Genomic DNA, 21437 nt, shown 5'->3' with positions numbered 1-21437 from the left:
CCCGGCGGGGAACTTGGGCTACTCTTTTGGGCATAGGTCACGAGTGCCAGCGCTAAACCCCGGTTTGCTGGCCGGCAACCCTCCTTTCGCGGCGGGGTGCCCCGGGTGACGACCTGGCCATGACCATTCGGTGATGGCAAGCGCGGACTCCTACGCCCTTGGGGTCCTTTGGTGAGAAGGAAACACCCATGAGCCATGCCCTTTTGGAAAAAACCCTGGCCGGCACGCTGGCGGACTCGCCGTTGTTGCCGGTGGTGGGACATGATTTGCTGGCGCCCCTGATCCACGGCGGCAGCATCCGTTACGCCAACTTGGACTATGCGGCCTCGGCGCCGGCGGTGGCGGAAGTCGCGGACCACTTGAACGAGGTGTTGCCCTATTACGCCAGCGTCCACCGCGGCGCCGGATTCGCCTCCCAGGTAAGCACCTCCCTGTATGAAAATGCCCGCACCATTGTGGCCGACTTTGTGGGCGCCCGCCCCGACGACACCGTCATCTTCACCCGCAACACCACTGATTCGCTGAACCTGCTGGCCGGGTGCGTGGCCAGCATCCTGGCGCGCAATGGCCATCTGGCGGGCCGTTCCAATGCCCACGGCGAGGTGTTGTACCTGGACATTGAGCACCACGCGAACCTGCTGCCCTGGCAGGGCCTGCCGCACCGCGCGGTGGTGGCAGGCGATTCCCTGGCAGCCACCCTGGCCCGGGTGGAAACCGCCCTGCGCGCCGGAAATGTGCTGCTGCTGGCCGTCACGGGGGCCTCCAACGTCACCGGGGAGGTGCTGCCCGTTGCCGAACTGGCCGCCCTGGCGCACCGGCATGGGGCCCGCATTGTGGTCGACGCCGCCCAGCTGGCCCCGCACCGCCGGATTGATGTCCAGGCCAGCGGCATAGACTACCTGGCGTTTTCCGGCCACAAACTCTATGCCCCCTTCGGAGCAGGGGTCCTGCTGGGCCGCCCCGATTGGCTCGACGCCGGGGCACCGCATTTGGCCGGCGGCGGCGCCGTGAAGGAAGTCCGGCTCGAATCGACCCAGTGGACCCACGGTCCGGCCAGGCATGAGGCCGGCTCCCCCAATGTTTTGGGCGCCGCCACGCTGGCCAAGGCCGCCAGCGTGCTGGGCGCCCTGGATCCCGGGCAGTGGGCGGAGCATGAATCCCTGCTGCGCGCCCACCTGGTGGCGGGGTTGGCGGCGCTGCCGGGGGCCACCGTCCACAGGATGTTCCCCGATTCACAGAGCCACCCCGGCTGCGGCAGCATTGGCGTGGTCAACTTCTCGGTCACCGGCTACGACGCCGGCCTGGTGGCCGCCTATCTGGCGGCCGAACACGGCGTGGGCGTACGCGACGGAAGGTTCTGCGCGCACCCCCTGCTCAAACGGCTGGGGCTGCCGGCCGGATCCCTGCGCGCCAGCTTCGGGGTGGGCTCAAGGCTGGAGGATGCCCAGCGGCTCATTGACGGCGTCGCAGCGCTGCTGCGGGACGGGCTGGGCTGGGATTATGAGGTGGACGCGGGCCGCTGGATCCCGGTAAACGATGAACGCCGGTTCCCGGCTTGGGCGCCCAACACACCCGGCACGGCCGGCGCCGCCCCCTGCTCCACCGGCCAGGGCGGAAGCGGTGCGGGTATGGTTGAAGCGCACTAAAGCCTTGAACCGACGGGAGCACCATGGCAGGCACTGGCGGACCGGTTTTTGATCCCGGGCGGCGCACCGACCTGGCGGCGGCGTTCCTTGCCGGCGGCGGCCACTACCACAAGGTGCGCCCCGGGTACCCCGGGGAATCCCTGCAGTGGCTCACGCACAACAGCGCCGGCCGGATCCGGGACGTGCTGGATGTGGGTGCCGGAACGGGCAAATACACCCAGCTTTTGGCCCAGCAGGATTGGCGCCTCACAGCCGTGGACCCCTCGGCGGACATGTTGGCCCAGCTCCGCGGCCAGTTGCCGCAGGTCACGGTCCAGGTGGGCACGGCCGAGCAGCTGCCTCTGGCCGATGGCAGCTTCGACCTTGCGGTGGTCGCCCAGGCCTGGCACTGGTGCGACCCCGTGGCCGCCAGCACCGACATTGCCCGTGTGCTGCGCCCCGGCGGGTCCCTGGGGCTGATCTGGAACCAGCTCGACGTCGAACTCCCCTGGGTGCACCGGCTGGCCCGCATCATGCACGCCGGGGATGTGCACAAGGCCGGCTTCCGGCCTGCACTGGGAGCCGAGTTCGCCCCGGCACGCGTCCACCGCAGCCACTGGGCGCAGGAGCTGACGCCGGAGGGCATCATGGAACTCGCCCAGTCCCGCAGCTACTATTTGCGCGCCGGCACAGCCGTACGCGCCAAGGTCATGGCCAATCTGCAGTGGTATCTGCACGAGCACCTGGGCCACCCCGCGGGCAGGGAACTACAGCTGCCCTACGTGACACAGACCTGGCACAGCAGCAAACTCTAGCCCCGCCGGCGTTGCCCCGGCCGCGCCCCTCGACAACAGCACCTTCACCCGCCTATGATTTCGGCATACCTAAATTATTTCCTTAGGCACAGCGAAGGTGGTCAAGTGCTCGATACTGTCAAGCCGGTCAAGGCGCGCCGGCCGCGCGCCCGGATGCTCCTGCTGCTGGGCCCGGCGTTCGTGGCGGCGATTGCCTATGTGGATCCCGGCAATGTGGCGGCGAACCTGACGTCCGGGGCCAGTTACGGCTACCTGCTGGTGTGGGTTCTGGTCGCAGCCAACATCATGGCCATGCTGGTGCAGTACCAATCGGCCAAGCTTGGCGTGGTGACGGGAAAGTCCCTGCCGGAACATTTGGGTGAGCGGTTCAAAACCACCAGCCGCCGGCTTTTTTGGGTGCAGGCGGAACTGGTGGCGATGGCCACCGACCTGGCCGAAGTGGTGGGCGGGGCCATTGCCCTGTACCTGCTGTTCCAGATCCCGCTGCCCTTGGGCGGGCTGCTGGTGGGGATTGTGTCCATGATCCTGCTCAGTGTGCAAAACCGCCACGGCCAGCGTTCCTTTGAATCCGTCATTGAGTTCCTGCTGGTGATCATCACCATTGGCTTCCTCACCGGGCTGGTGTTGAGCCCTCCGGATCCGGCGGGCGTGGCCGGCGGCCTGATGCCACGATTCGCGGGAACCGACAGCGTGCTGCTGGCCGCAGGCATGTTGGGGGCAACAGTCATGCCGCACGCCATTTACCTGCACTCCCAGCTGGCCAAGGACCGGCACACTGACGCCCGCAACACCCCGGAGCGGCTGCGGCGGATCCTGAAGGCCACGCGGCTGGATGTGGTGCTGGCCTTGATCCTGGCCGGAGCCGTCAACATTGGCATGCTGCTGCTGGCAGCTTCCACCCTTGGCGGGGTGGCTGGAACCGACTCCATTGAAGGCGCCCACGCGGCCATTGTGGAGAACCTGGGAACTGTGGTCGGCGTCGTCTTTGCCGTGGGCCTGCTGGCTTCAGGGCTGGCCTCGACGTCGGTGGGCGCCTACGCCGGAGCCACCATCATGAATGGCCTGCTCAAGGTCCGCATCCCGCTGCAGGCACGGCGCGTCATCAGCCTCATCCCGGCCCTGGTCCTGCTCTCCGTGGGCGTGGACCCCACCTGGGCGCTCGTGGTCAGCCAGGTGGTGCTGAGCTTTGGCATCCCCTTCGCCTTGATTCCCCTGCTGCGGCTGACCGCCAGCAAAAAAGTCATGGGCGAACACCGGGACCGGCTCCCGCTGCGCGCGGCGGCGCTGCTCAGCGTGGTGCTGATCGTGGCCCTGAACGCGCTTTTGCTGTGGCTCACAGCCACCGGTCAGGCCTAGGCGCGGCTACGGACGATGGGCGTGCAACGGGTAGTCTGGAGGGGTGAAACACGTGGCCGCATCCTCCAGCATTGAAGACTACGTCAAGGCCATCTACTCCCACACGGAGTGGCAGGACAAGCCCATCACCGCCACCGCGCTGGCCACACGGCTGGGGGTGGCAAATTCCTCGGTGTCGGAAATGGTGCGCAAGCTCAAGGATCAGGGCCTGGTGGACCACAAGCCCTACAGCCCCATCCACCTCACGGCCAACGGATTGCGGCTGGCCCTGTCCATGGTCCGGCGCCACCGGCTCCTGGAGAGCTACCTGGTCCGTGAACTGGGATATTCCTGGGACGAGGTCCATGAGGAGGCCGAACGGCTGGAACATGCCGTGTCGGACCATTTCATTGAACGCATGAGCGCCAAGCTGGGCCACCCGGACCGGGACCCCCACGGCGACCCCATTCCCACTGCCGCCGGCCACATCACCATGACCCCCTCACACCGTCTGGACGAGCTCGATCCCGGCCACTGCGGACGCGTCTCGCGCATCAGCGACCATGACCCGGATCTGCTGCGCCACCTCCAGAGCCTGGGCATCGGCCTGGACACCGAATTGATGGTGCTGGGCAGGCCCCCCTTCGGTGCCGGGCTGCAGGTGCGCGTACTGGACTCCCCCACCGACGGGCCCGACGCCGGGCAGATGCTGGGCGACGAGGTGGCGGCATCGCTGTGGCTGGCGTCCGAAGGCACCCATGCCGGCTGCACGGTGCAGCAGCTCACGGGCGGTTCCCTCATGCACCGCCACAGCCCCACGGCGGTGGCGGCACACCCTGGCGCCCATCAACAAGCGCCAGGGTAAAATTCACCGCCGCACAGACCGCCAGGAGGGCCGCAGCTCCGGCCGCTGTGTTTGTCTGGGCAGCGGCAGGGTTGTCCATGATGGTCACTTTCCTGCTGGCCGGGGGTGGGGCCGCGCCGGCAGCTACCGGCTGCGGCGCACGGGGACGCCGTCGGGTCCTGGGGGCAGGTGTTTGTCCAGGGTCCCATCCGCCGTCCGGGCCTCAGGCTCCACACCCAGGGCCTCCAGGGCCCAGGCCACGACCTCGGCCGCCAGCGGCTCCCCGGTGCTGGAAGCGCGGCGCAGCCGGTGGCGCCGGCCGGGTGCCGAGTCCGCCTGCAGGGATTTGTAGACGCCGGCTGTGGCCACCAGCTTGGTGACCTTGAACTTGTCCATGACAGCCCAGACCAGCCGGGCATCAAAGCCGGCGGGAAGCAGCAGGGCGCGGCGGCCGGAAGCCAGGGCGGCAATGAGGGCCCAGCAGTTGCCGCTGGCCCCGCCGGCATCGCTGAGGTCCAAAAGGACGTCGTCCCGGCGGACGTCCAGGGCAGCGTCCAGTGCCTTTACGAAGGAGCCGAGCTCCTGCAGTCCCATGTCCACTCCTGCAGGCCTGTCGGGGGTGAAGAGCTGGAGCAGGGCTGGGGAACCACCCGCGGGGTCCTCAACCGGGCCGTGGGCTGGCCCGCCAGGGAAGGACGCGTCAGCCGTCGACGGCTGGGGCACGGCGCTGAAACTGCCGGACCCGGCAACCATTTCAGCGAAACTGTGGTCATAGCCAAATGCTTCGCCACCGGCCACCACCACGGGGGTGGAGGCGTCGGTGGGCACCTGGCCCGGCGGCACCAGCCTGCGCCGCTGATCGGCGTCGCCAATGACCAAGCCGGCGCCGCTGGAGCGCAGCGCGAAGGCAATGCGGTCCTGGGCAAGCGTGGTGGCCAGCGGCACGGCCACGGCACCCAGACGCCAGATCCCCAGCAGGGCTATGGCCCAGTTGGCCGAAGCCGCCATCAGCATGGCCACTCGATCCTCCCGGCCCACCCCCAAGGTGCTTAAAGCTGCGGCGAACCGCGTGGATTTCTCCCGCAGTTCGCCGTAACTGAGCTCTTGGGAATTCAGCTCTTGGGAATTCAGCTTTGCCGCAACGCAGCTCAATGCCGTGTCCTGCGCTCGGTGCCCGTCACAGAACAAGTGCACTGCACCGGCCGCCTGCCCGGAGAAGGCAGCCAGCCGTTCCTGCACACCTTTTCCCATGTTTCACTCCCGGTGCATGGTCAGAGCCATGCCACAATCGGCCGCAGGCGGGCCGCAGCTTGCTGCGAAGGCGTCAGCCCTCACAGTCCTTGCAGTAGAAAATTCCATTCTTCTCACGCGCCACCTGACTGCGGTGGCGGACCAGGAAGCAGGAACCACAGGTGAACTCGTCTTCCTGGGCCGGAATGACCTGGATGATCAATTCCTCGTTGGAGAGGTCAGCTCCGGGCAGGTCCGTGCCCTCGGCCGTATCTGAATCCTCAACGTCAATGTGGGCTGTCTGGGCACCGCCACGCTGGACCTGAAGCGCCTGCAGCGATTCTGTCTCGTGGTCTTCATCCTTGTTGCGGGGTGCGTCGTAATCCGTTGCCATTCGGTTTTTTAACTCCTGAACTGCTGGTGGTTGTGGCTTGGTCTTTCAGCGCATTATCATAGCCCCGGAAAGCAGCGGCCGCGCACTAATTCGCTCAATGTTTTCCCACAGCATAGGGGATGTCCGCGCCAAATCCCTGTATTCTGGCGAACTTTATCCGCGCGTCACCTAAAGCCGGCGCCAAATGTGGCCACTCTCACGTGCCTGGCCTCCCTGGAACGGCCCGCATCAGCCCTCCAGGACCGCGCCGCGCGCACCGGCCGCGGCTGCACGTCCTATCCTTGGATGAACATGGCAAACAATTCCTCCCCCCGCTCCTCACTCAATCGACGCCAAGTGGCGCAGGCCCTGAACATCCCCCCGGAAATGGCTGCCCGCAATGGCATCCCTTCGCGCATGTCCGCGGCGGAGGTCGCAGCCCTTGACGCGGACCCGCCGGCCTGGCTGGCCCAATCCCGTGCCAATGCCACCGGCAAGCGCCCGGTGTGGGTGGAGCTGCGCTGTTATCTGTGTGATTTCCTTGAAGTGGCCCGGCCCAAGAAGTGGTGGCCCGACTTCACCTATGTGGTCTGCGACTTCCACGGCCCGGCCGAACTTCCCCAGCTGGCACAGGGCTGGCGCCGCAGCAGGTACGACGGCGTGGGCTCACGTTTTGTGGGGATCGTGGACTCCCAGGACCCGCCCACCGGGTAACGCTCCACCGCTGCCGGAACATTACTGAAGTAGACTTCACGGCGTGACTGTACCGGCAAAACTTTTCCAGCAATGGCTCAGCTGCGTTGCCGGTGACACCAGCCAGGCAGCTGTGTGCCGCGCGGCTGGAATTAAACGCTCCACCCTGGCCCAGCAGCTGGTCCGCGGCCGCGTCTCCGTGGCCACCGTGGCAGCCGTCAGCCGTTCCCTGGATTTGCCGGTGGTGGAGTCACTGTCGGTGTTTCCCAAATTTTACGATCTGGCCCAGGGCCTCAAGCTGCCAACACATGCTGAACTCCTGAGCCAGATTCCGGACAACGATCTGCTGCTGGAGTTCCTCAACCGGCGCAAGGCGGAGGAGACGAACACCGAGCCCCCGGGAATCCTGCTGGCTCCGCCCTACCACCGTTCCTCCGTGCGCGCCTGGATGGACGCCATTGACGGTTCGGATCTGCGGCAAAAGGTGGCACGCAGCATGTCCATGGCACCGCAAAACCTCTCGGCGCAAATCAGCGCCAACCGGCTCAGCGCGGAACTGGCGGTGGAAAGTGCCCGCATTGCCGGGGTGGGACTGGCCAATGGACTGGTGGCCAATGGTTTCCTGGCTCCGGGCGAGGCCGGTTGGGTGCCGGGAAGCAGGACCAAAGTTTTGCAAGACACCCCCGACAGCGCCCTGGCGCTGCTGGTGGCCCAGCGACTGGAGGCGTTAAGCAAGGCCTTGCGGCGTCATGAGGAAGATTCAGCGGCAGTGCTGCGCGTGTGGGAGAACTTGGGATGACATTTGGTGTGCAGTGGGCAGCTTTGGCCGTTTTGCTCGGGTGTGCCCTGTGGCGCTTGCCCAGCATGCTCAGGGGACACAACCGCGGCATGTTTTGGATTCTTGCCTGCATGTCCCTCTGTGTGGCCCTGAGCATCCCGCCCATTTATTTGGCGGTGGACGGGGTGCTGGGCGAGCGGAACGTGGCCAATGTCATCCTGCGCCTGAGCCTGTTTGCGGTTTTTTACCTGCTCGGTTCCAGGATTGCGGCCGCCTATGATTCCCCACTGGCGGCCCGGCTCATCAAGGGACCGGTGGGAATTGCCGCACTGGTGCTGTGCTGTCTGGGGATCTGCCTGAGCTACCTCGCCTCGGATGTGGCGGGGTCTTCCGTGGGCCTGGCCAGCCTGTCCACCCATCAGAGCTCCATTGAGGTCTACAAATGGTTTGGACTGGCCTATGTTGGCTACATTTCGGCTGTGGTGGTGATTCCCACGGCCAAGGCCGCCCTTTCACCGCGGCCCTGGCCGGACAGGATTGCCGCCTTGCTCATGTGTGCCGGCTTTGCCCTCGCCGCGGCCCTGGTTCCCTTGAACACCCTGGAGTTGTCCCACGGCATTGAGACCATTGCGGCCTTCGTGGCCATTCTTTTGGTGGCGGCGGGACTGAGCCTGCTGTGGCTGTCATTCACGCTCAGGCCGCGCCCGGATGCATCAGCTGGGTAACGATTGCGGTCACAATGTCCACAAAAGCATTAGTATCTGGCAAGATAATGAATGTGTGAACAAACCGGGCCGTTTCGGTGGACCGGGCTTTTTGGGGGTGGGTGGTGATCAAGGGTAGGAACTTGATCACCACTCAAGTGTTTAACGGGCGCATGAAAAAGGGCCTGTTCCCGCCGCAACGGCAGGAACAGGCCCCTCAATAGGGATGTGGAGATGGGGAGAATTGAACTCCCGTCCGATGTTGTGTTGTCAGGGCTTCTCCGGGTGCAGTTTGCCTACGGTTTTTCTCGGCCCCAGCTGTCCCGCAAACAAGCAGCTGCCAGGCCCAGTTGCATTAAAGTCCCCCAAGCGCCTGCAACAAGCACTTGGAGCAGTGGCCCTCTAGATGACGCCAGGATCCGGGACGAGAGCATTCCCGGGCTGACGGACTGTCTTACTGCTTAGGCAGCAAGAGCGAAGTCAGTGCGTTTTGATTCAGCACTTGTTTTTTACAGAGATCGTTTACGAGTTAACCCTGTATCCTCGACCCGCTTCACCTGTCTCGACAAACACCGTCGAAACCGATCATCCCCTATTTATTTTTCAAAACCACCCCTGGTCCCCACGGTGTGGAACCGGTGGTGGTGTATCCATGGTAGCGCATCCAGGCCCAAAATTATTCCTCCGGCAGTCAGCCGATGAGCCCTTTTTCGGCCTTGGCGGCGAGCACCACCAGCGCCGCTTCGTCCACGAGCCGCGCAAAGCCCGGAACCGTCGCGGCGGCGCGCACCATGCCTTCCTGCATGGCCGGCAGCAGGGCCTGGTTGGTGCACAGCGCCATCGTGCCGCCGGCGGCCAGGAAGTCCACGCCGCGCTGGGCCACCGGCACCTGGGCCAGCTGGACGGCGTCGCACAGGTCATCGCTGACAATGATGCCTGCAAAGCCCAAGTCTCCGCGCACCATGTTGCGGACAATGATGGGCGAAAACGGGGCCAGGCGCCCGGGGTCCAGAGCCGGGTAGGACGCGTTGGAGATCATCAGCCACGGCACCCCGGCGCCGACCGCATCGCGGAACGGCACAAGGTGTGGATCGCTGGCGGACATGAGCGGATCACTGACCCCGCTGGAATCATCGGTGTTGCCTGTGACCCGTCCCAGCCCCGGGAAGTGCTTCACCACGGGGTCCACCCCGGCACTCATCATGCCCCGGGCAAAAGCGAGTCCGCGGCTGGAGACGGCCTCGGGGGTGTAGCCGTACTGACGGCCAAATCTTCCGATGGGTCCGTTCTGCGGGGCGAATTCAGCGCTTGGCACGGTATCCAGCACGGGAGCCAGATTCACATTGACGCCCACCGCCGCCAACTGCCGGCCCCAGCTGCCGGCAGCGGTGGCCAGGGCATCCGGATCCAAGGCACCCTGTTCGATGGCCTGGGGCATGTCCGAGAAACCGGGGCCGCGCATCACCTGCACCAGCCCGCCCTCCTGGTCGGTGGCCACGAAGGGGCGCACCCCGGCCGGGCCGTGTGCACCAATGTGGGCGCCCAGCGCCTGCACTTCGGCGCCAATTCCGGCCACACCGGCAGTGCTGCGGCCCTTGAGGAACACATTGCCCACCTGCAGGGTGTCCAGGGCGTACAGGGCATCGGCGTCGGCAGCCGTCACGGGCGAGGACACCATCAACAGCTGCCCCACCTTTTGCTCCAGGGACAGGGTGGCGAGCCGGGAGCGGGCCACATCCGTGGCTGTGGCTGTGGGTATCGGAACCAACGACGGCGGCGTCTGGTCCGCGCCTGGTCCTTGAGTTGCGCTGGGGGCCGCGGACGCCGTCGTACCGGCAGGGGGCGGCCCGGCCGGAAGGACGTTAAGCGCCAGGGCCAGCGCGGCTGCCAAACCCACCACCAGGAGTACGGCAATGATCCAGCGGCGCCAACCTGCTGCCACAGTCAACACCTCCTGACAGGCAATTTTTATATGCCCCTCCCCCGGGGCAGGGGGTCATGGGGGCTACGCGCTGCCGCGGTTCTTTTCGCGCATGGCGCGCAAAGCCTCGCGGCTGTCCTGCTTTTCGCGCAGCGAATGGCGCTTGTCGTAATCCTTTTTACCGCGGGCAATGGCTATTTCCACCTTGGCCCGGCTGTCCAGGAAATACAGCTGCAAAGGGACAATGGTGAAGCCTGATTCGCGGGTCTTCGCCGCAATCTTTTCCAGCTCGTCCCGGTGCAGCAACAGCTTGCGCCGGCGCCGCGCCGTGTGGTTGGTCCAGCTGCCGTTGAGGTATTCGGGAATGTACACGGCCTCAAGCCAGAGCTCATTGTTGTAGAAGGTGGCAAAGCCGTCCACCAGCGAAGCCCGGCCCTCGCGCAGGGATTTAACCTCGGTGCCCATCAAGACCAGACCGGCCTCGTAGCTGTCCATGATGTGGTAATCATGCCGGGCCTTGCGATTGGTGGCCACCACCTTCAGGCCACTTTCCTTGGGCACGGCTAACTCCTTTTACACGTTTGGACCGCAGACTTGCAGTGCCTTCCAGTCTAGCAACAGCTGTGGGTCCCTAGAGCAGACCTGCAGGGTCAACAGGTGAACCATTGAGCCAGGTTTCAAAGTGGGCGTGGCAGCCGGTGGAATTGCCCGTGTTGCCGGAGTAGGCCACGAGCTGTCCACGCTTGACGCTCTGGCCGGCGGAAACAAGCACCGAGGAATTGTGGTAGAAAACAGTCATTAAGGCATTGCCTTGGATGACGCCGTGGCTGATGTACAGCACATTGCCGCCGCCGAAGACCACATTGGTTTGACCGGCTATGGTCACGCTGCCGTCGGCGGGGGCGTAAATGGGGGTGCCGCAGGGTGCGCCAAAGTCAATGCCCGTATGGTCGTAATAGCCCGTGCCGTTGAAGTCGGCCGTGCCGGCAGGCACCGGACGGTTGCGGACAAAGGGAGAGGTCACGGGAATGTTGGCGGGGAACGGCTTTTGCAGTCCAAAGGCCGAGACATTGCCAGGAGCCGGCGGAACGTAAGGCGCCGGAACGTAGCCGCCGCCACCACCGCCGCCCCCGCCCCCGCCGCTGCTCTGGGCTGCTGCTGCCGCTGCCGCCTGCTCACGGGCAACCCGTTCGGCTTCCGCCTTGGCTGCCGCGGCGGCTGCCTCAAGTTCCTTGCGTTGAATTTCAGCAATCTGGTTGGCCACTGAACTTTGTTGGGCCTGAACCTGCTTCAGCTGCGCCTGGACGCGGGGCTTTTCCGCCTCCAACTTGGCATTCAGTGAAGCGGAGTCGCTGATGAGCTTATCCACCGTCGCCTTCTGGGCCGCGGCCGCATCGCGCGCCACCTGCTCTGCGGCCAGGGCGGCTTCGGCCTGTTCCTTCAAATCCTTGATTTCCGCTTCCACGGCCACCAGCCGGGCTTCGGCATTTTGATTTGTGGCCTTCTGCGCGGTGAGGGCCTCCAGCGCAGCGGTTTGGCTGCGCAGGGCCTGCTCCGCCAAGTCAATGGAACCGGCAAGGTCGGTGGGGGATGCCGCACCCAAAATCAAGGTCAGGTTCACGGGCAGGCCACCAGCCTTGTAGGACTGTGCGGCAATTTGGCCAATCATGGCCTTGGTTTCCGTGGCCTTCTGCGCATCCGCGGCAATTTGCGCCGTAATGTCGTCCTTGCTTTTTTGAGCCAGGTCAATGCGCGAGGCCAGGGAGTTCACTTCACCCGTTGCCGTGCTGACCCGGTTCTGCGCGTCCGCCAACGCGGCCTGCGCACCGGGAAGCTGGCCCTGGTACAGGACCAGATCCGCTGCGGATTTGGCAATCCCCGAGTCCACGAACTCCAGCGACGTTTCCACATCCTGCGCCTGCTTTTCAAGGGCCGCAGCCTGTTCGTTGAGGTCCTGTGCCTGTGCCGGCGGGATGACTCCCACCAGCCCAATAGCCAACAGGACTGTGAGCGCGCCGGTCATGCGCCGGGCAAAACGAGGGGCGTGGGCCCTGTCAGTTGCCCTGCAAGGTGTGGAATACATGCCGTAATGCTCCTTCAAAAATGCCGTCAAAAGCCGCGCTCAAACGAAGATGGTTGCGCCCGTCACATGTCAGCCACGCAAGGTGCGCCACACCTACCCTACACTTTTAGGTTTTTCCGCAATGACACCGCCGAGGCCACACCCGCCAAAACCACGCCCAAAAGAATCAGGACCGGGTAGATCGCCAGGGCGTCGCTTGCTGAAATGAAGGGCGTTCCCGAGTTGGATTCGGCCAAATATCCGCCCATGAAGAAGTGCACAATGGACCACACGGCGCCGGAGGCCAACAGGGCACCCACAGTGGCGGCAATGACGCCTTCGAGCACAAAGGGCAGCTGAATCACCGTCCGGGAAGCGCCCACCAGGCGCATGATCTCAATTTCCCTGGTCCGGGACTGCGCCGAAAGCCTGATGGTGGTGGCAATGAGCAGGGCCGCGCAGACAGTCATCAACCCGGCCACGGCTATGGCCACATAGGTGGCAATGTTCATCCAGGAAAACAGCTTCTCCAGCACCTTGCGCTGATCCACCACTGAATCCACCCCCGGCGTCGCCGAGAATGTTTCATTAATGATCTGGTACTTCTCCGGGTCGGTCAGCTTGATGCGGAAGGACGCTGGAAGGTTGTTCGCTTCCACCGAATCCACCAGCGGCGAGTTGGCAAACTGTTCCTGGAAGTGGCCCAGTGCCTCATCCTGGCTCTCAAAAGCCCAGGTTTCAATGTAGGGCTTCACAGCCTCCGACTCCAGCATTGACTCGATGGTGGACTTTTGTTCCTCCGTCACCGGCCCCGAGATGCAGTTGGTGTTGGCAGGGACGTCATTGCAAAGGTAAACGGTCACCTGCACCTTGTCGTACCAAAAACCCTTGAGCTGGCCGATCTGCATCTGCAGCAGACCCGCCGCACCCACAAAGGTCAGCGATACAAAGGTCACCAGGATCACTGAAATAACCATGGTCATGTTCCGGCGCAGGCCACTGCCCAACTCGCCCAGAATGAAAGCAAGTCTCACTTGTGGTCCTCAACTTCGGTGTGTGTCGGCGGCGTTCCCGGACCGGCCGGCAGGCTCCCGCGCTTGCGCTCAAGGCGTGGCGGCATGCCTTCCTCCGCGTCGGCGGCGCGGAGCTGCGCGGCGCTGACAATGCGCTGGCGCCGGGTCTGGGGTTCGGCGTCGGATTTGCCGAGCTGCTCCGCCCCCTCTGCCTTGCTGCCTGCGGCCGGCACGATCGGAATCATGGAGGTGTACTGGGCAACTGCTTCATCGCGCACCACTTTGCCATGCTTGAGCTCAATGACGCGCTTACGCATGGTGTTGACAATTTCCTCATCGTGCGTGGCCATGACCACCGTGGTGCCGTTCTGGTTGATCTTGTCCAAGATCTCCATGATGCCGGCACTGGTGGTGGGGTCAAGGTTGCCGGTGGGCTCATCGGCAAGCAGGATCCCGGGCTGGTTCACAATGGCCCGGGCAATGGCCACACGCTGCTGCTCACCGCCGGAAAGTTCGGTGGGCAGGCGGCGCCCCTTGTCCTCCAGGCCCACCAATTCCAGCACCCGCGGCACTTCGGCGCGGATGGCGGCGCGGGACTTGCCCAACACCTGCATGGCGTAGGCCACGTTCGCAAACACGGTCTTGGTCTGGATGAGACGGAAATCCTGGAAGACCACGCCAATGCCGCGGCGGAACTTGGGCACACGCCAGCTGGGCACCGTGGCCACGTTCTGGCCGGCCACATAGATTTGGCCGTGCGGAGTGCGGTATTCACGCAGCACCAGGCGCAACAGGGTGGATTTTCCCGAACCCGAGGAGCCAACCAGGAACACGAACTCGCCGCGCTGGACGTCCAGGGATACGTCGTCGAGCGCCGGCTTGGACCTGCGGTCGTAGGCGATGCTCACATTTTCAAAACGAATCATGACTTTTTCATTGCCTGGCTGCTGGGACAGCAGCCGCCGGAGGAAGGGCAGGGTTTGGGGGAGGAAGCCGCCAGCATATCGACTATATGCGCAGCCACCGGCGATTCCCCAACCCCTGGTGGCGTGTCGCAGCGGCGGCTTCCTGTGAATCCCCAGGCCTTGGGCCGCCGCAGGCCCTGCAGCAGGGGTCCTGCCCCCGCAACATGCCGGGGCACTGCGGACGGGATTGCGCTTGTTGCGGCCCTGGGTGCCACCTCCACGGCAGCAGCCTGTGCCTGGGCCTGGAAGCTACGCCTTGGCGGCGTTGCGGTTGTCGGCGCGCCAGCGGATGCCGGCGTCAATGAAGTCATCAATGTCCCCGTCGAGCACGGCGGCGGCGTTGCCCACCTCGTGTTCGGTGCGCAGATCCTTGACCATCTGGTACGGGTTGAGCACGTAGGAGCGCATTTGGTCTCCCCAGGAGGCCTTCACATCCCCGGCCATGGCCTTCTTCTGCGCATCCTCCTCAGCCTTTTTCAACAGCAGCAGGCGCGACTGCAGCACGCGCATGGCCGCAGCCCGGTTCTGGATCTGGGACTTCTCGTTCTGCATGGACACCACGGTGCCCGTGGGCAGGTGGGTCAAGCGCACGGCGGAGTCGGTGGTGTTCACGGACTGGCCGCCGGGGCCGGAGGACCTGAACACGTCCACGCGGATGTCATTGTCAGGGATGTCGATGCTGTCGGTGGATTCAATCAAGGGAATGACCTCCACGGCGGCAAAGGACGTCTGGCGCCGGCCCTGGTTGTCAAAGGGGCTGATGCGCACCAGCCGGTGCGTTCCGGCTTCCACACTGAGCGTGCCAAAGGCGTAGGGTGCCTTGACCTCAAAGGTGGCGGATTTCAGCCCGGCCTCTTCGGCGTAGGAGGTGTCCAGCACGGCCGTGGGGTAGCCGTGGCGTTCGGCCCAGCGCAGGTACATGCGCAGCAGCATCTCGGCCCAGTCCGCGGCGTCGACTCCCCCGGCACCGGAACGGATGGTGATGACGGCCTCACGTTCGTCCCATTCACCGGCCAGCAGCGTCACAATTTCCAACTCGGCCAGAGATTTGCGCAGCGCATCAAGTTCCTTCGCAGCCTCGGCGAGCGAGTCGGCGTCGGCCTCTTCCTGGGCCATTTCCACCAAAATCTCCAGATCATCAATCCGGGACTCGAGCGTGCGCAGCTTTTCCAACTTGGACTGGGCATGGCTGAGCCGGGAGGTGACTTTTTGGGCGGCGGCGGGGTCGTCCCACAAATTGGGCGAGCCGGCCTGATCAGACAAGTCCTCAATGTCTTCCATAAGCTGCTCCACCTCGGAGACCTGCTCAATGGAGACGTAGGTTGCGCGGAGCGCCTTGATTTCTGCGGGAAAGTCGATCTCTGCCATGATGTTCAAGCCTACGTCATGAGCCGCCCGCGCGGGCACTCACAGGGCCAGGTTGGCACGCGCCGTGCTGGTCACGGTGATGGTTATGCCCTCGGGAACCAGAAAATTGATGAACACCGGATGGACGACGCCGGACACGCTCACCTGCGCCGTGTGCCCATCCGGGGCGCCGGTGCCCGGAGCCAAGGCAATGCCGCCCATCCCGGCGGGCGTTCCCACTTCCGCCAAATGGTTCTGCGCCGCGGAGATGACGCCTGGGCCCGTCAGCAGCGTGCCGGGATCGGCGGTGCCGCTGCCGCCGGACAACACGAAGGTGTCGGCGGCTGCGAGCGCGGCACCGTCGGCCAGGGACAGAAGTCTTTTCTGGCCCAGGTACAGGCTGCCGGCCGCCGCCACCACCGTGACCACCAGCAGGACCAGCAGCACATAGCCAATCATCAGCACCGTCACGTGCCCTGCGTCCCCTGCGCCGCGCGTCCTCACTTGAACCTGCCCACTTTTTGGTGGGCCGAGGCATCCACCGTGGCCGCCGTGGCGTCGATGCCGGGAACGGCGCCCACCCCGGGCAGTTCCACGCTCAGTTCCACGCGGGCGTGCACGGTGCTGCCGGCGGTGAGGCAGCCGCCGTCGCAGCTGATGGTGAGCCTGGCGTTGGCCGCGTCAAATCCCAAATCCGTCACGGCCAAGGCCACTGCCTGTTCGGCGGCTTGATGCGCGGCGGCGGGGTTGTCGCTGAGCACAAAGACCTTCGCAGCCTGGTCCGCGGCCCCCACCACCGCGTAGGCGCCGCCCTGCACCTGGCCCACCGTCAGGATCAAATACACCACCGGGATCATCAGCAGCACCGCCAGGAAAATGAACTCCACCACGGCACTGCCCTCCTCCGCCCCGCCGCGCCGCGCCTGTCGGCGGAACCCGGCACCGCGGACCCTAGCGCGTGACCACTGCATGGCCGGTCATCCTTAGCGAGCGCGCCGGCCCGGCCAAACCAATCAACGGCAGGGGCGCGGTGATGGTGACCGTCATGACATTCAGACCGTCCCGGTTTTCCACCGACGCCGCCACCTCCTGGACATAGCGTTCCCCCAGCGCGGAGCTCAGCAGCACCCGGGCCCGTTCCTGCGCGTCCGCTGCTGTCCTGTCCCCCAAGGCCCCATAGCGCGCCGCCGACGAGGCGGCATCGGCGACGGTGTTGCGCACGTGCTGGACCAGCGCCAATTGCAGCAGGGCCACAAAGATCACTGTGACCAGCGCCCCCACCAGGACAAAGTCGACGACGGCGGATCCCACCTGGCGTGCGGGGCTTGCCCGGTCCCTGTGCGCCCCGGCTAGGGCTGGACCTGCTGCATGGCCTGGTTGAACAGCTGTTGCAGCGCGGGTCCGGCGATGGCGAGCAGTCCGGCCACCAGCACCGCGGACATCAAGGTGATCAAAACCCAGCCGGGAACGTCCCCGCGGGTGCCCCCGGCGGCGGGCCGCCAGCTTCGCAGGCGCCGCAGCAGGGCCGCCACCGCGGCGCTGACCCACAGTCCGACGGCGAAAAGCAGCGCCCTCCCCCGTTCCACAATGCTGATGCCGAGCTGCATGGCGATGTCCCTTCCCTTGGACACTGGCTGGTTCCGGTGTCATTTAAAAACCCATTTGCAACATGGCCAGACCCGGAAATACGGCAAAGACCACGGTCAGCGGGAGCACCCCAAAAATGAGCGGAACCATCATGGCGATTTCCTTGCGTCCCGCCGATTCCATCAGTTCCCGTTTCGCCACGTCGCGCACGTCCTGGGCCTGGGCCCTGAGCACCTCGGCCAACGGGGTGCCGCGGTTGACGGCGACGGAAATGCCGTCCACAAAGCGGGACAGGGCCGGGATGTTCACCCGGCGTGAAAACTGGTTCAACGCCACCACCAGCGGCATGCCGGTGCGTGTTTGCGCCAGCACGGCGGAAAATTCCGCCGACAACACGCCATTGGAGGTTCGTGCCACCCGGTCCAGGGCCCCGGCTGCGCTCTCCCCCGCCCCCACGGCGAGCGCCATGAGTTCGGCCAGTGCCGGGAATTCAGCGAGCATGCGGGCCTGGCGCTTCTTGATGCGCCGGCCCAGCAGGTAGTCGTACCAAAGGTAACCGCCCACCATGGGTCCCAGCGTCAACGCCACGGCTCCCATCATGCTGATGTTCCCCTGCCACAGCAGCAGCAGCGAAAGCAGCACGCCAGCCAGCAGCCCCACCCCGGCACAGAGCAGTTGCATGGCACGGAACTCCAGCGCCGATTCGTTCCGCCCAGCCTGTTCCAGCCGGGCCCCGAGCCCCTGCACACTGATGTTGAACCTCCCCAGGCGGTGCGCGGCGTCGGAGACCGCCACCCGCAGGATTTTCTCCAGCGGGCCAAACATGGCCCCTGCCTCCTCCTCGGCCAGGAGCCGCGAGTACCCCGTCAGGGATTTCAACTGCGGTTCCACGCGTTGGGAGAAGCTGGGGCGGCGCATCACCGGAAGCCGGAAAAGCGTCAGCCACAACCCGGTTCCCAAAACCAGTCCCACGGCGGCCACCAGCGCCAGCTGGCCGTTCACCGCAGCACCCTTTGTTCGTTGGGCAGCGTCCCAATGCGCAGCATGATCCGGTAGCACAGCGCGGACAGCAGCAGACCGCCACCCAGGACCGCCCATCCCGCCGGGGAATTGTAGGCAGCCACCGCCTCGGCCCTGGTGGACATCAGCAGCAGCACAATCCACGGCGCCGCCACTGCCAGCCTGGCGGCATTGACCGTCCACGACTGCCGTGCCTCCAGCTCACTGCGCGTGCGGGCGTGATCGCGCAAAAATTCCGAGAGCGTGCCCAGCAATCTGCACAAATCGGAACCCCCCACGTCCCGGGTCAAGCGCAGGGCCTCAATGATCCTGTCCGCCACCGGGTCCGCCAGACTGGACTTGAGCAACTGCAGGGCACCCTCAAACTGGCCGGTGGCGCGGTAGTCGGCCGCGAAGGCGGTGAATTCCCCGCGAAGCTGCTCGGGTCCCTTGGCGCCCAACTGCACCAGGGCCTCGGGCAGGGACAGCCCCGCACGGATCGCCGAGCGGAGGTGGTCCACCACGTCGGGCCAGAGTTCACGCATGACCGCGGCCCGGCGTCGTGCACGCATTTTCACCAATGCAAAAGGCAGATAGGCGCTGAACAAGCCAAGGCACGCGGCAATGGCCAGCGCCCCGGTCAGGACATAGACCAACAGCAGCACCACCAGGGCCAAACCGGCGGTGCTGGCCAACAGCGAGGCGGGCGTCACCTGGTGGATGCCGGCCTGCGCCAGCAACTGCTCCAGCCTGCCGGTCCGGCCCGGCTGCCCGTGGCGGACCGGGACGCTCCAGCACGCGGTCCACAGCAGAAAAAAGCCCAACCCGGCCAGCAAGCCCACCACGGCGGACATCAGGGCTCCCCCATGAGCGCCGCCACACTGAAACCGGCGGCGGCAAATTTCTCCGGCGCGGGCATGGCGGTGCTGGATGCGGTGAGGCGGCCGTCGACGGTGCTGAAGACCAGACTGGATTCAATGATGCCGTTTTCCACCCGGCGGCCCAGGGACAGGATTTCCCCAATGCTGCGGCGGCCGTTAGGTGCCCTGACGCAGTGGACCACCAAGTCAATGCACGCCGCCACGGTGGGGAGCACAAAGGCGGCTGTGATGTTCTCCCCTGCCAAAAGCGGCAGGGTGCAGATCTTCACGACGGCGTCGTGGGCCGAATTCGCATGCACGCTTGCCATGCCGGGCAAGCCGCTGTTGAGGGCAATGAGCATGTCCAGGCTTTCAGCCTCGCGCACTTCACCCACTATCAACCTGTCCGGGCGCATGCGCAGCGCTTCCTTCACCAGGCGGCGCAGGGGAATCTCGCCCATCCCCTCAAGATTAGGTTGACGGCACTGCAGACCCACCACATCCCGCAGCGGCAGCCGCAACTCAAAAATCTCCTCCACCGTGACCACGCGTTCACGTGAACCGATGCCGGCGGCCAGGCAATTGAGCAAGGTGGTCTTCCCTGCCTGGGTTGCACCGGAGACCAGAATGTTTAGTCCGCTGCTGACGGCCGCGCCCAGGAAGCGTGCCCCCTGAGGGGTGAGGGAGCCCAATTCCACGAGGTGCTCCAGGTGGCTGGCGCGGGCAGTGAACTTCCTGATGTTCACCGCCCAGTGGCTTTGGGTGATGTCCGGGATGACCACATGCAGACGGCTGCCGTCAGGCAATGCGGCATCCACAAAAGGACTGCTGAGATCCAGGCGCCTACCGGAACTTTTGAGCATCCGCTCCACCAGGTCGCGCACCTGCTGGGCGGTGAAAATGATCCCTGTCAGCTCCGATTCGCCGTGCCTGGCAATGAACACCTGATCGGGGGCGTTGAGCCAGATCTCCTCAATGTCGGGATCATCCAGGAACGTCTGCAACTCCCCAAACCCCGCCACAGCGTTGAACACATGCCGCTTGGCGTCCTGGCCTGGGTTCAACACGGGAACGGCCCCCAAGAGTGCCCGCTCGCCGTAGTCATCCACGGCGGCGTCCACCAAAGCACGGACCTGGAAATTTTGCCTTAACGGGTCCAAGCCCCTGCGCCGGATAAGCTCACGGACCTCATCCTCGACAAGCCCCAGCGCATCCACTCAGATCACCCCCGCAGCAATGGCGGCCCCCAACCCTGTTGTAGTTCAGGAGCCTAGACCCGGGGCAACGAAACACGCCAGAGGGAAGTGGGAACTGTGGATAACTTGTTCCGGACGCCGATGCAGTTTTGTCTGGCCGAGGGTCCGGCTTTGACCGTGCCGAAGCACCCGCTTTTGCGGGTATGGGGCCGCGATTCAGCTGTTGTCCGCTGCTTCTTTCAGGGAACCAGATTCCTCTACATACTTTGCACCTGTTTCCGGGCAAACCCAGAAAGCGCCATCGGCAGTGAGCGGGAAGCCTGCCTTTCCCACCCAAGCGAGTCGACGCGCGGGAACACCTGCAACCAAGGCAAAGGCGGGAACGTCCTTGGTGACTACGGAGCCGGCTGCGATTGTTGCCCAGCGGCCAATGGTCAACGGCGCAATGCACACGGCACGGGCGCCAATGGAGGCCCCGTCTTCAATTGTTACTCCCACCGGAGTCCAGTCATGTGCGCTCTTCAAGGTCCCGTCAGGATTGACGGCACGTGGATAAGTGTCATTGGTGAGCACAACTGCCGGGCCAATAAAAACACCATGACCCAGGACTGCGGGCTCATAGACGAGGGCATAGTTCTGAATTTTGGTGTTGTCACCGATTTTAACTCCAGGACCCACATAGGCACCTCGGCCAACGTTGCAGTTTTGCCCCAGCACAGCACCTTCCCGGACTTGGGCTAAATGCCAAATTTGGCTACCTTCACCCAGACACGAATCTTCCGCAACATCGGCGCTGGATGCAATGGTACTCATTCCGTGTTTCCTTTCGATGAAAGCCAGCCAGGGACTGCAAGTACCCGTGTCATTATGGCATCATGATCGGCTGACTCATGCAAAGACTCCGGATTTTATAGATGCACTTCACAGACGCATGACTCGTGTAGCTGTCATGAAATCCCGCTTTCAGTTTTGATCAAGCGGATCCAAGTCCTTGAGGTGAGTATTCGACGGTTTGGGGACCACCCATTATTGCCGTTGGGGACCTTTGATATTGCCGTTGGGGGCCAGTACCTTCCTGGGTGGGAGCCAC

At 64.6% G+C, this 21437-nt stretch carries 23 protein-coding genes, 1 other RNA gene and 1 riboswitch; of the genes, 7 read left to right on the top strand and 17 right to left on the bottom strand.

What is annotated here, in order from left to right; genetic code table 11:
- The first annotated feature begins 35 nt into the window (after positions 1-35).
- Positions 36-149, top strand: a riboswitch (SAM riboswitch).
- Positions 150-188: 39 nt separating this feature from the next.
- The 4 genes from ACFUCV_RS05265 to ACFUCV_RS05250 all read left to right on the top strand — a co-directional run bounded on the left by ACFUCV_RS05265 (position 189) and on the right by ACFUCV_RS05250 (position 4640).
- On the top strand, positions 189-1646 hold the full coding sequence (locus ACFUCV_RS05265) for an aminotransferase class V-fold PLP-dependent enzyme (RefSeq protein ID WP_380812867.1): 1458 nt from the start codon (positions 189-191) through the stop codon (positions 1644-1646).
- Between the two features lie 23 nt (positions 1647-1669).
- Positions 1670-2440 (top strand): class I SAM-dependent methyltransferase, encoded by a 771-nt coding sequence (locus tag ACFUCV_RS05260; protein ID WP_380812864.1) that lies wholly within the window; start codon positions 1670-1672, stop codon positions 2438-2440.
- A gap of 105 nt (positions 2441-2545) precedes the next feature.
- Entirely contained in the window at positions 2546-3796 is a 1251-nt protein-coding gene (locus ACFUCV_RS05255; protein ID WP_380812862.1) for an Nramp family divalent metal transporter, read from the top strand.
- Between the two features lie 43 nt (positions 3797-3839).
- Entirely contained in the window at positions 3840-4640 is an 801-nt protein-coding gene (locus tag ACFUCV_RS05250) for a metal-dependent transcriptional regulator (RefSeq protein ID WP_380812859.1), read from the top strand.
- Between the two features lie 123 nt (positions 4641-4763).
- Here ACFUCV_RS05250 and ACFUCV_RS05245 read toward each other — a convergent pair whose 3' ends face one another.
- Both ACFUCV_RS05245 and ACFUCV_RS05240 read right to left on the bottom strand, forming a co-directional pair.
- Positions 4764-5870, bottom strand: coding sequence for an AMP-binding protein (locus ACFUCV_RS05245; RefSeq protein WP_380812856.1), 1107 nt, complete (start codon positions 5868-5870; stop codon positions 4764-4766).
- 73 nt (positions 5871-5943) lie between these two features.
- Entirely contained in the window at positions 5944-6243 is a 300-nt protein-coding gene (locus tag ACFUCV_RS05240; protein WP_380812853.1) for a DUF4193 domain-containing protein, read from the bottom strand.
- A 291-nt stretch (positions 6244-6534) separates the two neighbouring features.
- On the opposite strand from ACFUCV_RS05240, the gene ACFUCV_RS05235 reads away from it, so the two are divergent.
- From ACFUCV_RS05235 to ACFUCV_RS05225, 3 genes are read left to right on the top strand one after another with little or no spacing between them, the layout of a single operon-like run.
- Complete coding sequence (locus ACFUCV_RS05235) at positions 6535-6936, top strand: DUF5997 family protein (protein WP_380812849.1); 402 nt, start codon at positions 6535-6537, stop codon at positions 6934-6936.
- A gap of 43 nt (positions 6937-6979) precedes the next feature.
- Positions 6980-7714, top strand: a complete 735-nt coding sequence (locus ACFUCV_RS05230; RefSeq protein ID WP_380812844.1) for a hypothetical protein — start codon at positions 6980-6982, stop codon at positions 7712-7714.
- Positions 7711-8418, top strand: coding sequence for a hypothetical protein (locus tag ACFUCV_RS05225; RefSeq protein ID WP_380812838.1), 708 nt, complete (start codon positions 7711-7713; stop codon positions 8416-8418). The genes ACFUCV_RS05230 and ACFUCV_RS05225 overlap by 4 nt, the downstream gene beginning before the upstream one ends.
- Positions 8419-8623: 205 nt before the next feature.
- On the opposite strand, the gene ssrA is transcribed toward ACFUCV_RS05225, so the two are convergent.
- From ssrA to ACFUCV_RS05150, 15 genes are all read right to left on the bottom strand, one after another.
- Positions 8624-8990, bottom strand: a transfer-messenger RNA (tmRNA) gene (gene ssrA, locus ACFUCV_RS05220).
- Between the two features lie 98 nt (positions 8991-9088).
- Entirely contained in the window at positions 9089-10339 is a 1251-nt protein-coding gene (locus tag ACFUCV_RS05215) for a glycoside hydrolase family 3 N-terminal domain-containing protein (RefSeq protein ID WP_380812835.1), read from the bottom strand.
- 63 nt (positions 10340-10402) lie between these two features.
- Positions 10403-10879 carry an SsrA-binding protein SmpB gene (smpB, locus tag ACFUCV_RS05210; protein ID WP_380812832.1) on the bottom strand — a complete coding sequence of 159 codons (477 nt, stop codon included), beginning with the start codon at positions 10877-10879 and terminating at the stop codon, positions 10403-10405.
- Positions 10880-10949: 70 nt separating this feature from the next.
- Complete coding sequence (locus ACFUCV_RS05205; protein WP_380812829.1) at positions 10950-12401, bottom strand: peptidoglycan DD-metalloendopeptidase family protein; 1452 nt, start codon at positions 12399-12401, stop codon at positions 10950-10952.
- Positions 12402-12499: 98 nt separating this feature from the next.
- Complete coding sequence (gene ftsX, locus ACFUCV_RS05200; protein ID WP_380812826.1) at positions 12500-13414, bottom strand: permease-like cell division protein FtsX; 915 nt, start codon at positions 13412-13414, stop codon at positions 12500-12502.
- Positions 13411-14319: a cell division ATP-binding protein FtsE gene (ftsE, locus tag ACFUCV_RS05195; protein ID WP_380812824.1), complete on the bottom strand. Its 909-nt coding sequence runs from the start codon at positions 14317-14319 to the stop codon at positions 13411-13413. The genes ftsX and ftsE overlap by 4 nt, the downstream gene beginning before the upstream one ends.
- A gap of 288 nt (positions 14320-14607) precedes the next feature.
- Positions 14608-15726, bottom strand: coding sequence for a peptide chain release factor 2 (gene prfB / locus ACFUCV_RS05190; protein ID WP_380812822.1), 1119 nt, complete (start codon positions 15724-15726; stop codon positions 14608-14610).
- Between the two features lie 39 nt (positions 15727-15765).
- On the bottom strand, positions 15766-16209 hold the full coding sequence (locus tag ACFUCV_RS05185; RefSeq protein ID WP_380812819.1) for a pilus assembly protein TadG-related protein: 444 nt from the start codon (positions 16207-16209) through the stop codon (positions 15766-15768).
- Positions 16206-16676 carry a hypothetical protein gene (locus tag ACFUCV_RS05180; protein WP_380812816.1) on the bottom strand — a complete coding sequence of 157 codons (471 nt, stop codon included), beginning with the start codon at positions 16674-16676 and terminating at the stop codon, positions 16206-16208. The genes ACFUCV_RS05185 and ACFUCV_RS05180 overlap by 4 nt, the downstream gene beginning before the upstream one ends.
- The gene (locus ACFUCV_RS05175; RefSeq protein ID WP_380812814.1) at positions 16657-17016 is read right to left on the bottom strand and encodes a TadE family protein; all 360 of its coding nucleotides are present in this window, start codon (positions 17014-17016) and stop codon (positions 16657-16659) included. Before ACFUCV_RS05175 ends, ACFUCV_RS05180 begins: the two co-directional genes overlap by 20 nt.
- Positions 17017-17054: 38 nt before the next feature.
- A complete protein-coding gene (locus ACFUCV_RS05170) occupies positions 17055-17312 on the bottom strand; it encodes a hypothetical protein (protein WP_380813343.1) in 258 nt (85 codons plus the stop codon).
- Between the two features lie 43 nt (positions 17313-17355).
- The gene (locus tag ACFUCV_RS05165; protein ID WP_380812811.1) at positions 17356-18294 is read right to left on the bottom strand and encodes a type II secretion system F family protein; all 939 of its coding nucleotides are present in this window, start codon (positions 18292-18294) and stop codon (positions 17356-17358) included.
- Positions 18291-19145 (bottom strand): type II secretion system F family protein, encoded by an 855-nt coding sequence (locus ACFUCV_RS05160; protein WP_380812808.1) that lies wholly within the window; start codon positions 19143-19145, stop codon positions 18291-18293. The genes ACFUCV_RS05165 and ACFUCV_RS05160 overlap by 4 nt, the downstream gene beginning before the upstream one ends.
- Positions 19145-20368, bottom strand: a complete 1224-nt coding sequence (locus ACFUCV_RS05155; protein ID WP_380812805.1) for a CpaF family protein — start codon at positions 20366-20368, stop codon at positions 19145-19147. Before ACFUCV_RS05155 ends, ACFUCV_RS05160 begins: the two co-directional genes overlap by 1 nt.
- A 195-nt stretch (positions 20369-20563) precedes the next feature.
- The gene (locus tag ACFUCV_RS05150; RefSeq protein WP_380812802.1) at positions 20564-21160 is read right to left on the bottom strand and encodes an acyltransferase; all 597 of its coding nucleotides are present in this window, start codon (positions 21158-21160) and stop codon (positions 20564-20566) included.
- Positions 21161-21437 lie beyond the last annotated feature (277 nt).

Source organism: Specibacter sp. NPDC057265 (assembly GCF_042668835.1).
Lineage (GTDB): Bacteria > Actinomycetota > Actinomycetes > Actinomycetales > Micrococcaceae > Specibacter.
Note: the sequence above shows the minus strand (reverse complement) of the source record. Positions and strands in the feature narration are given on the sequence as shown.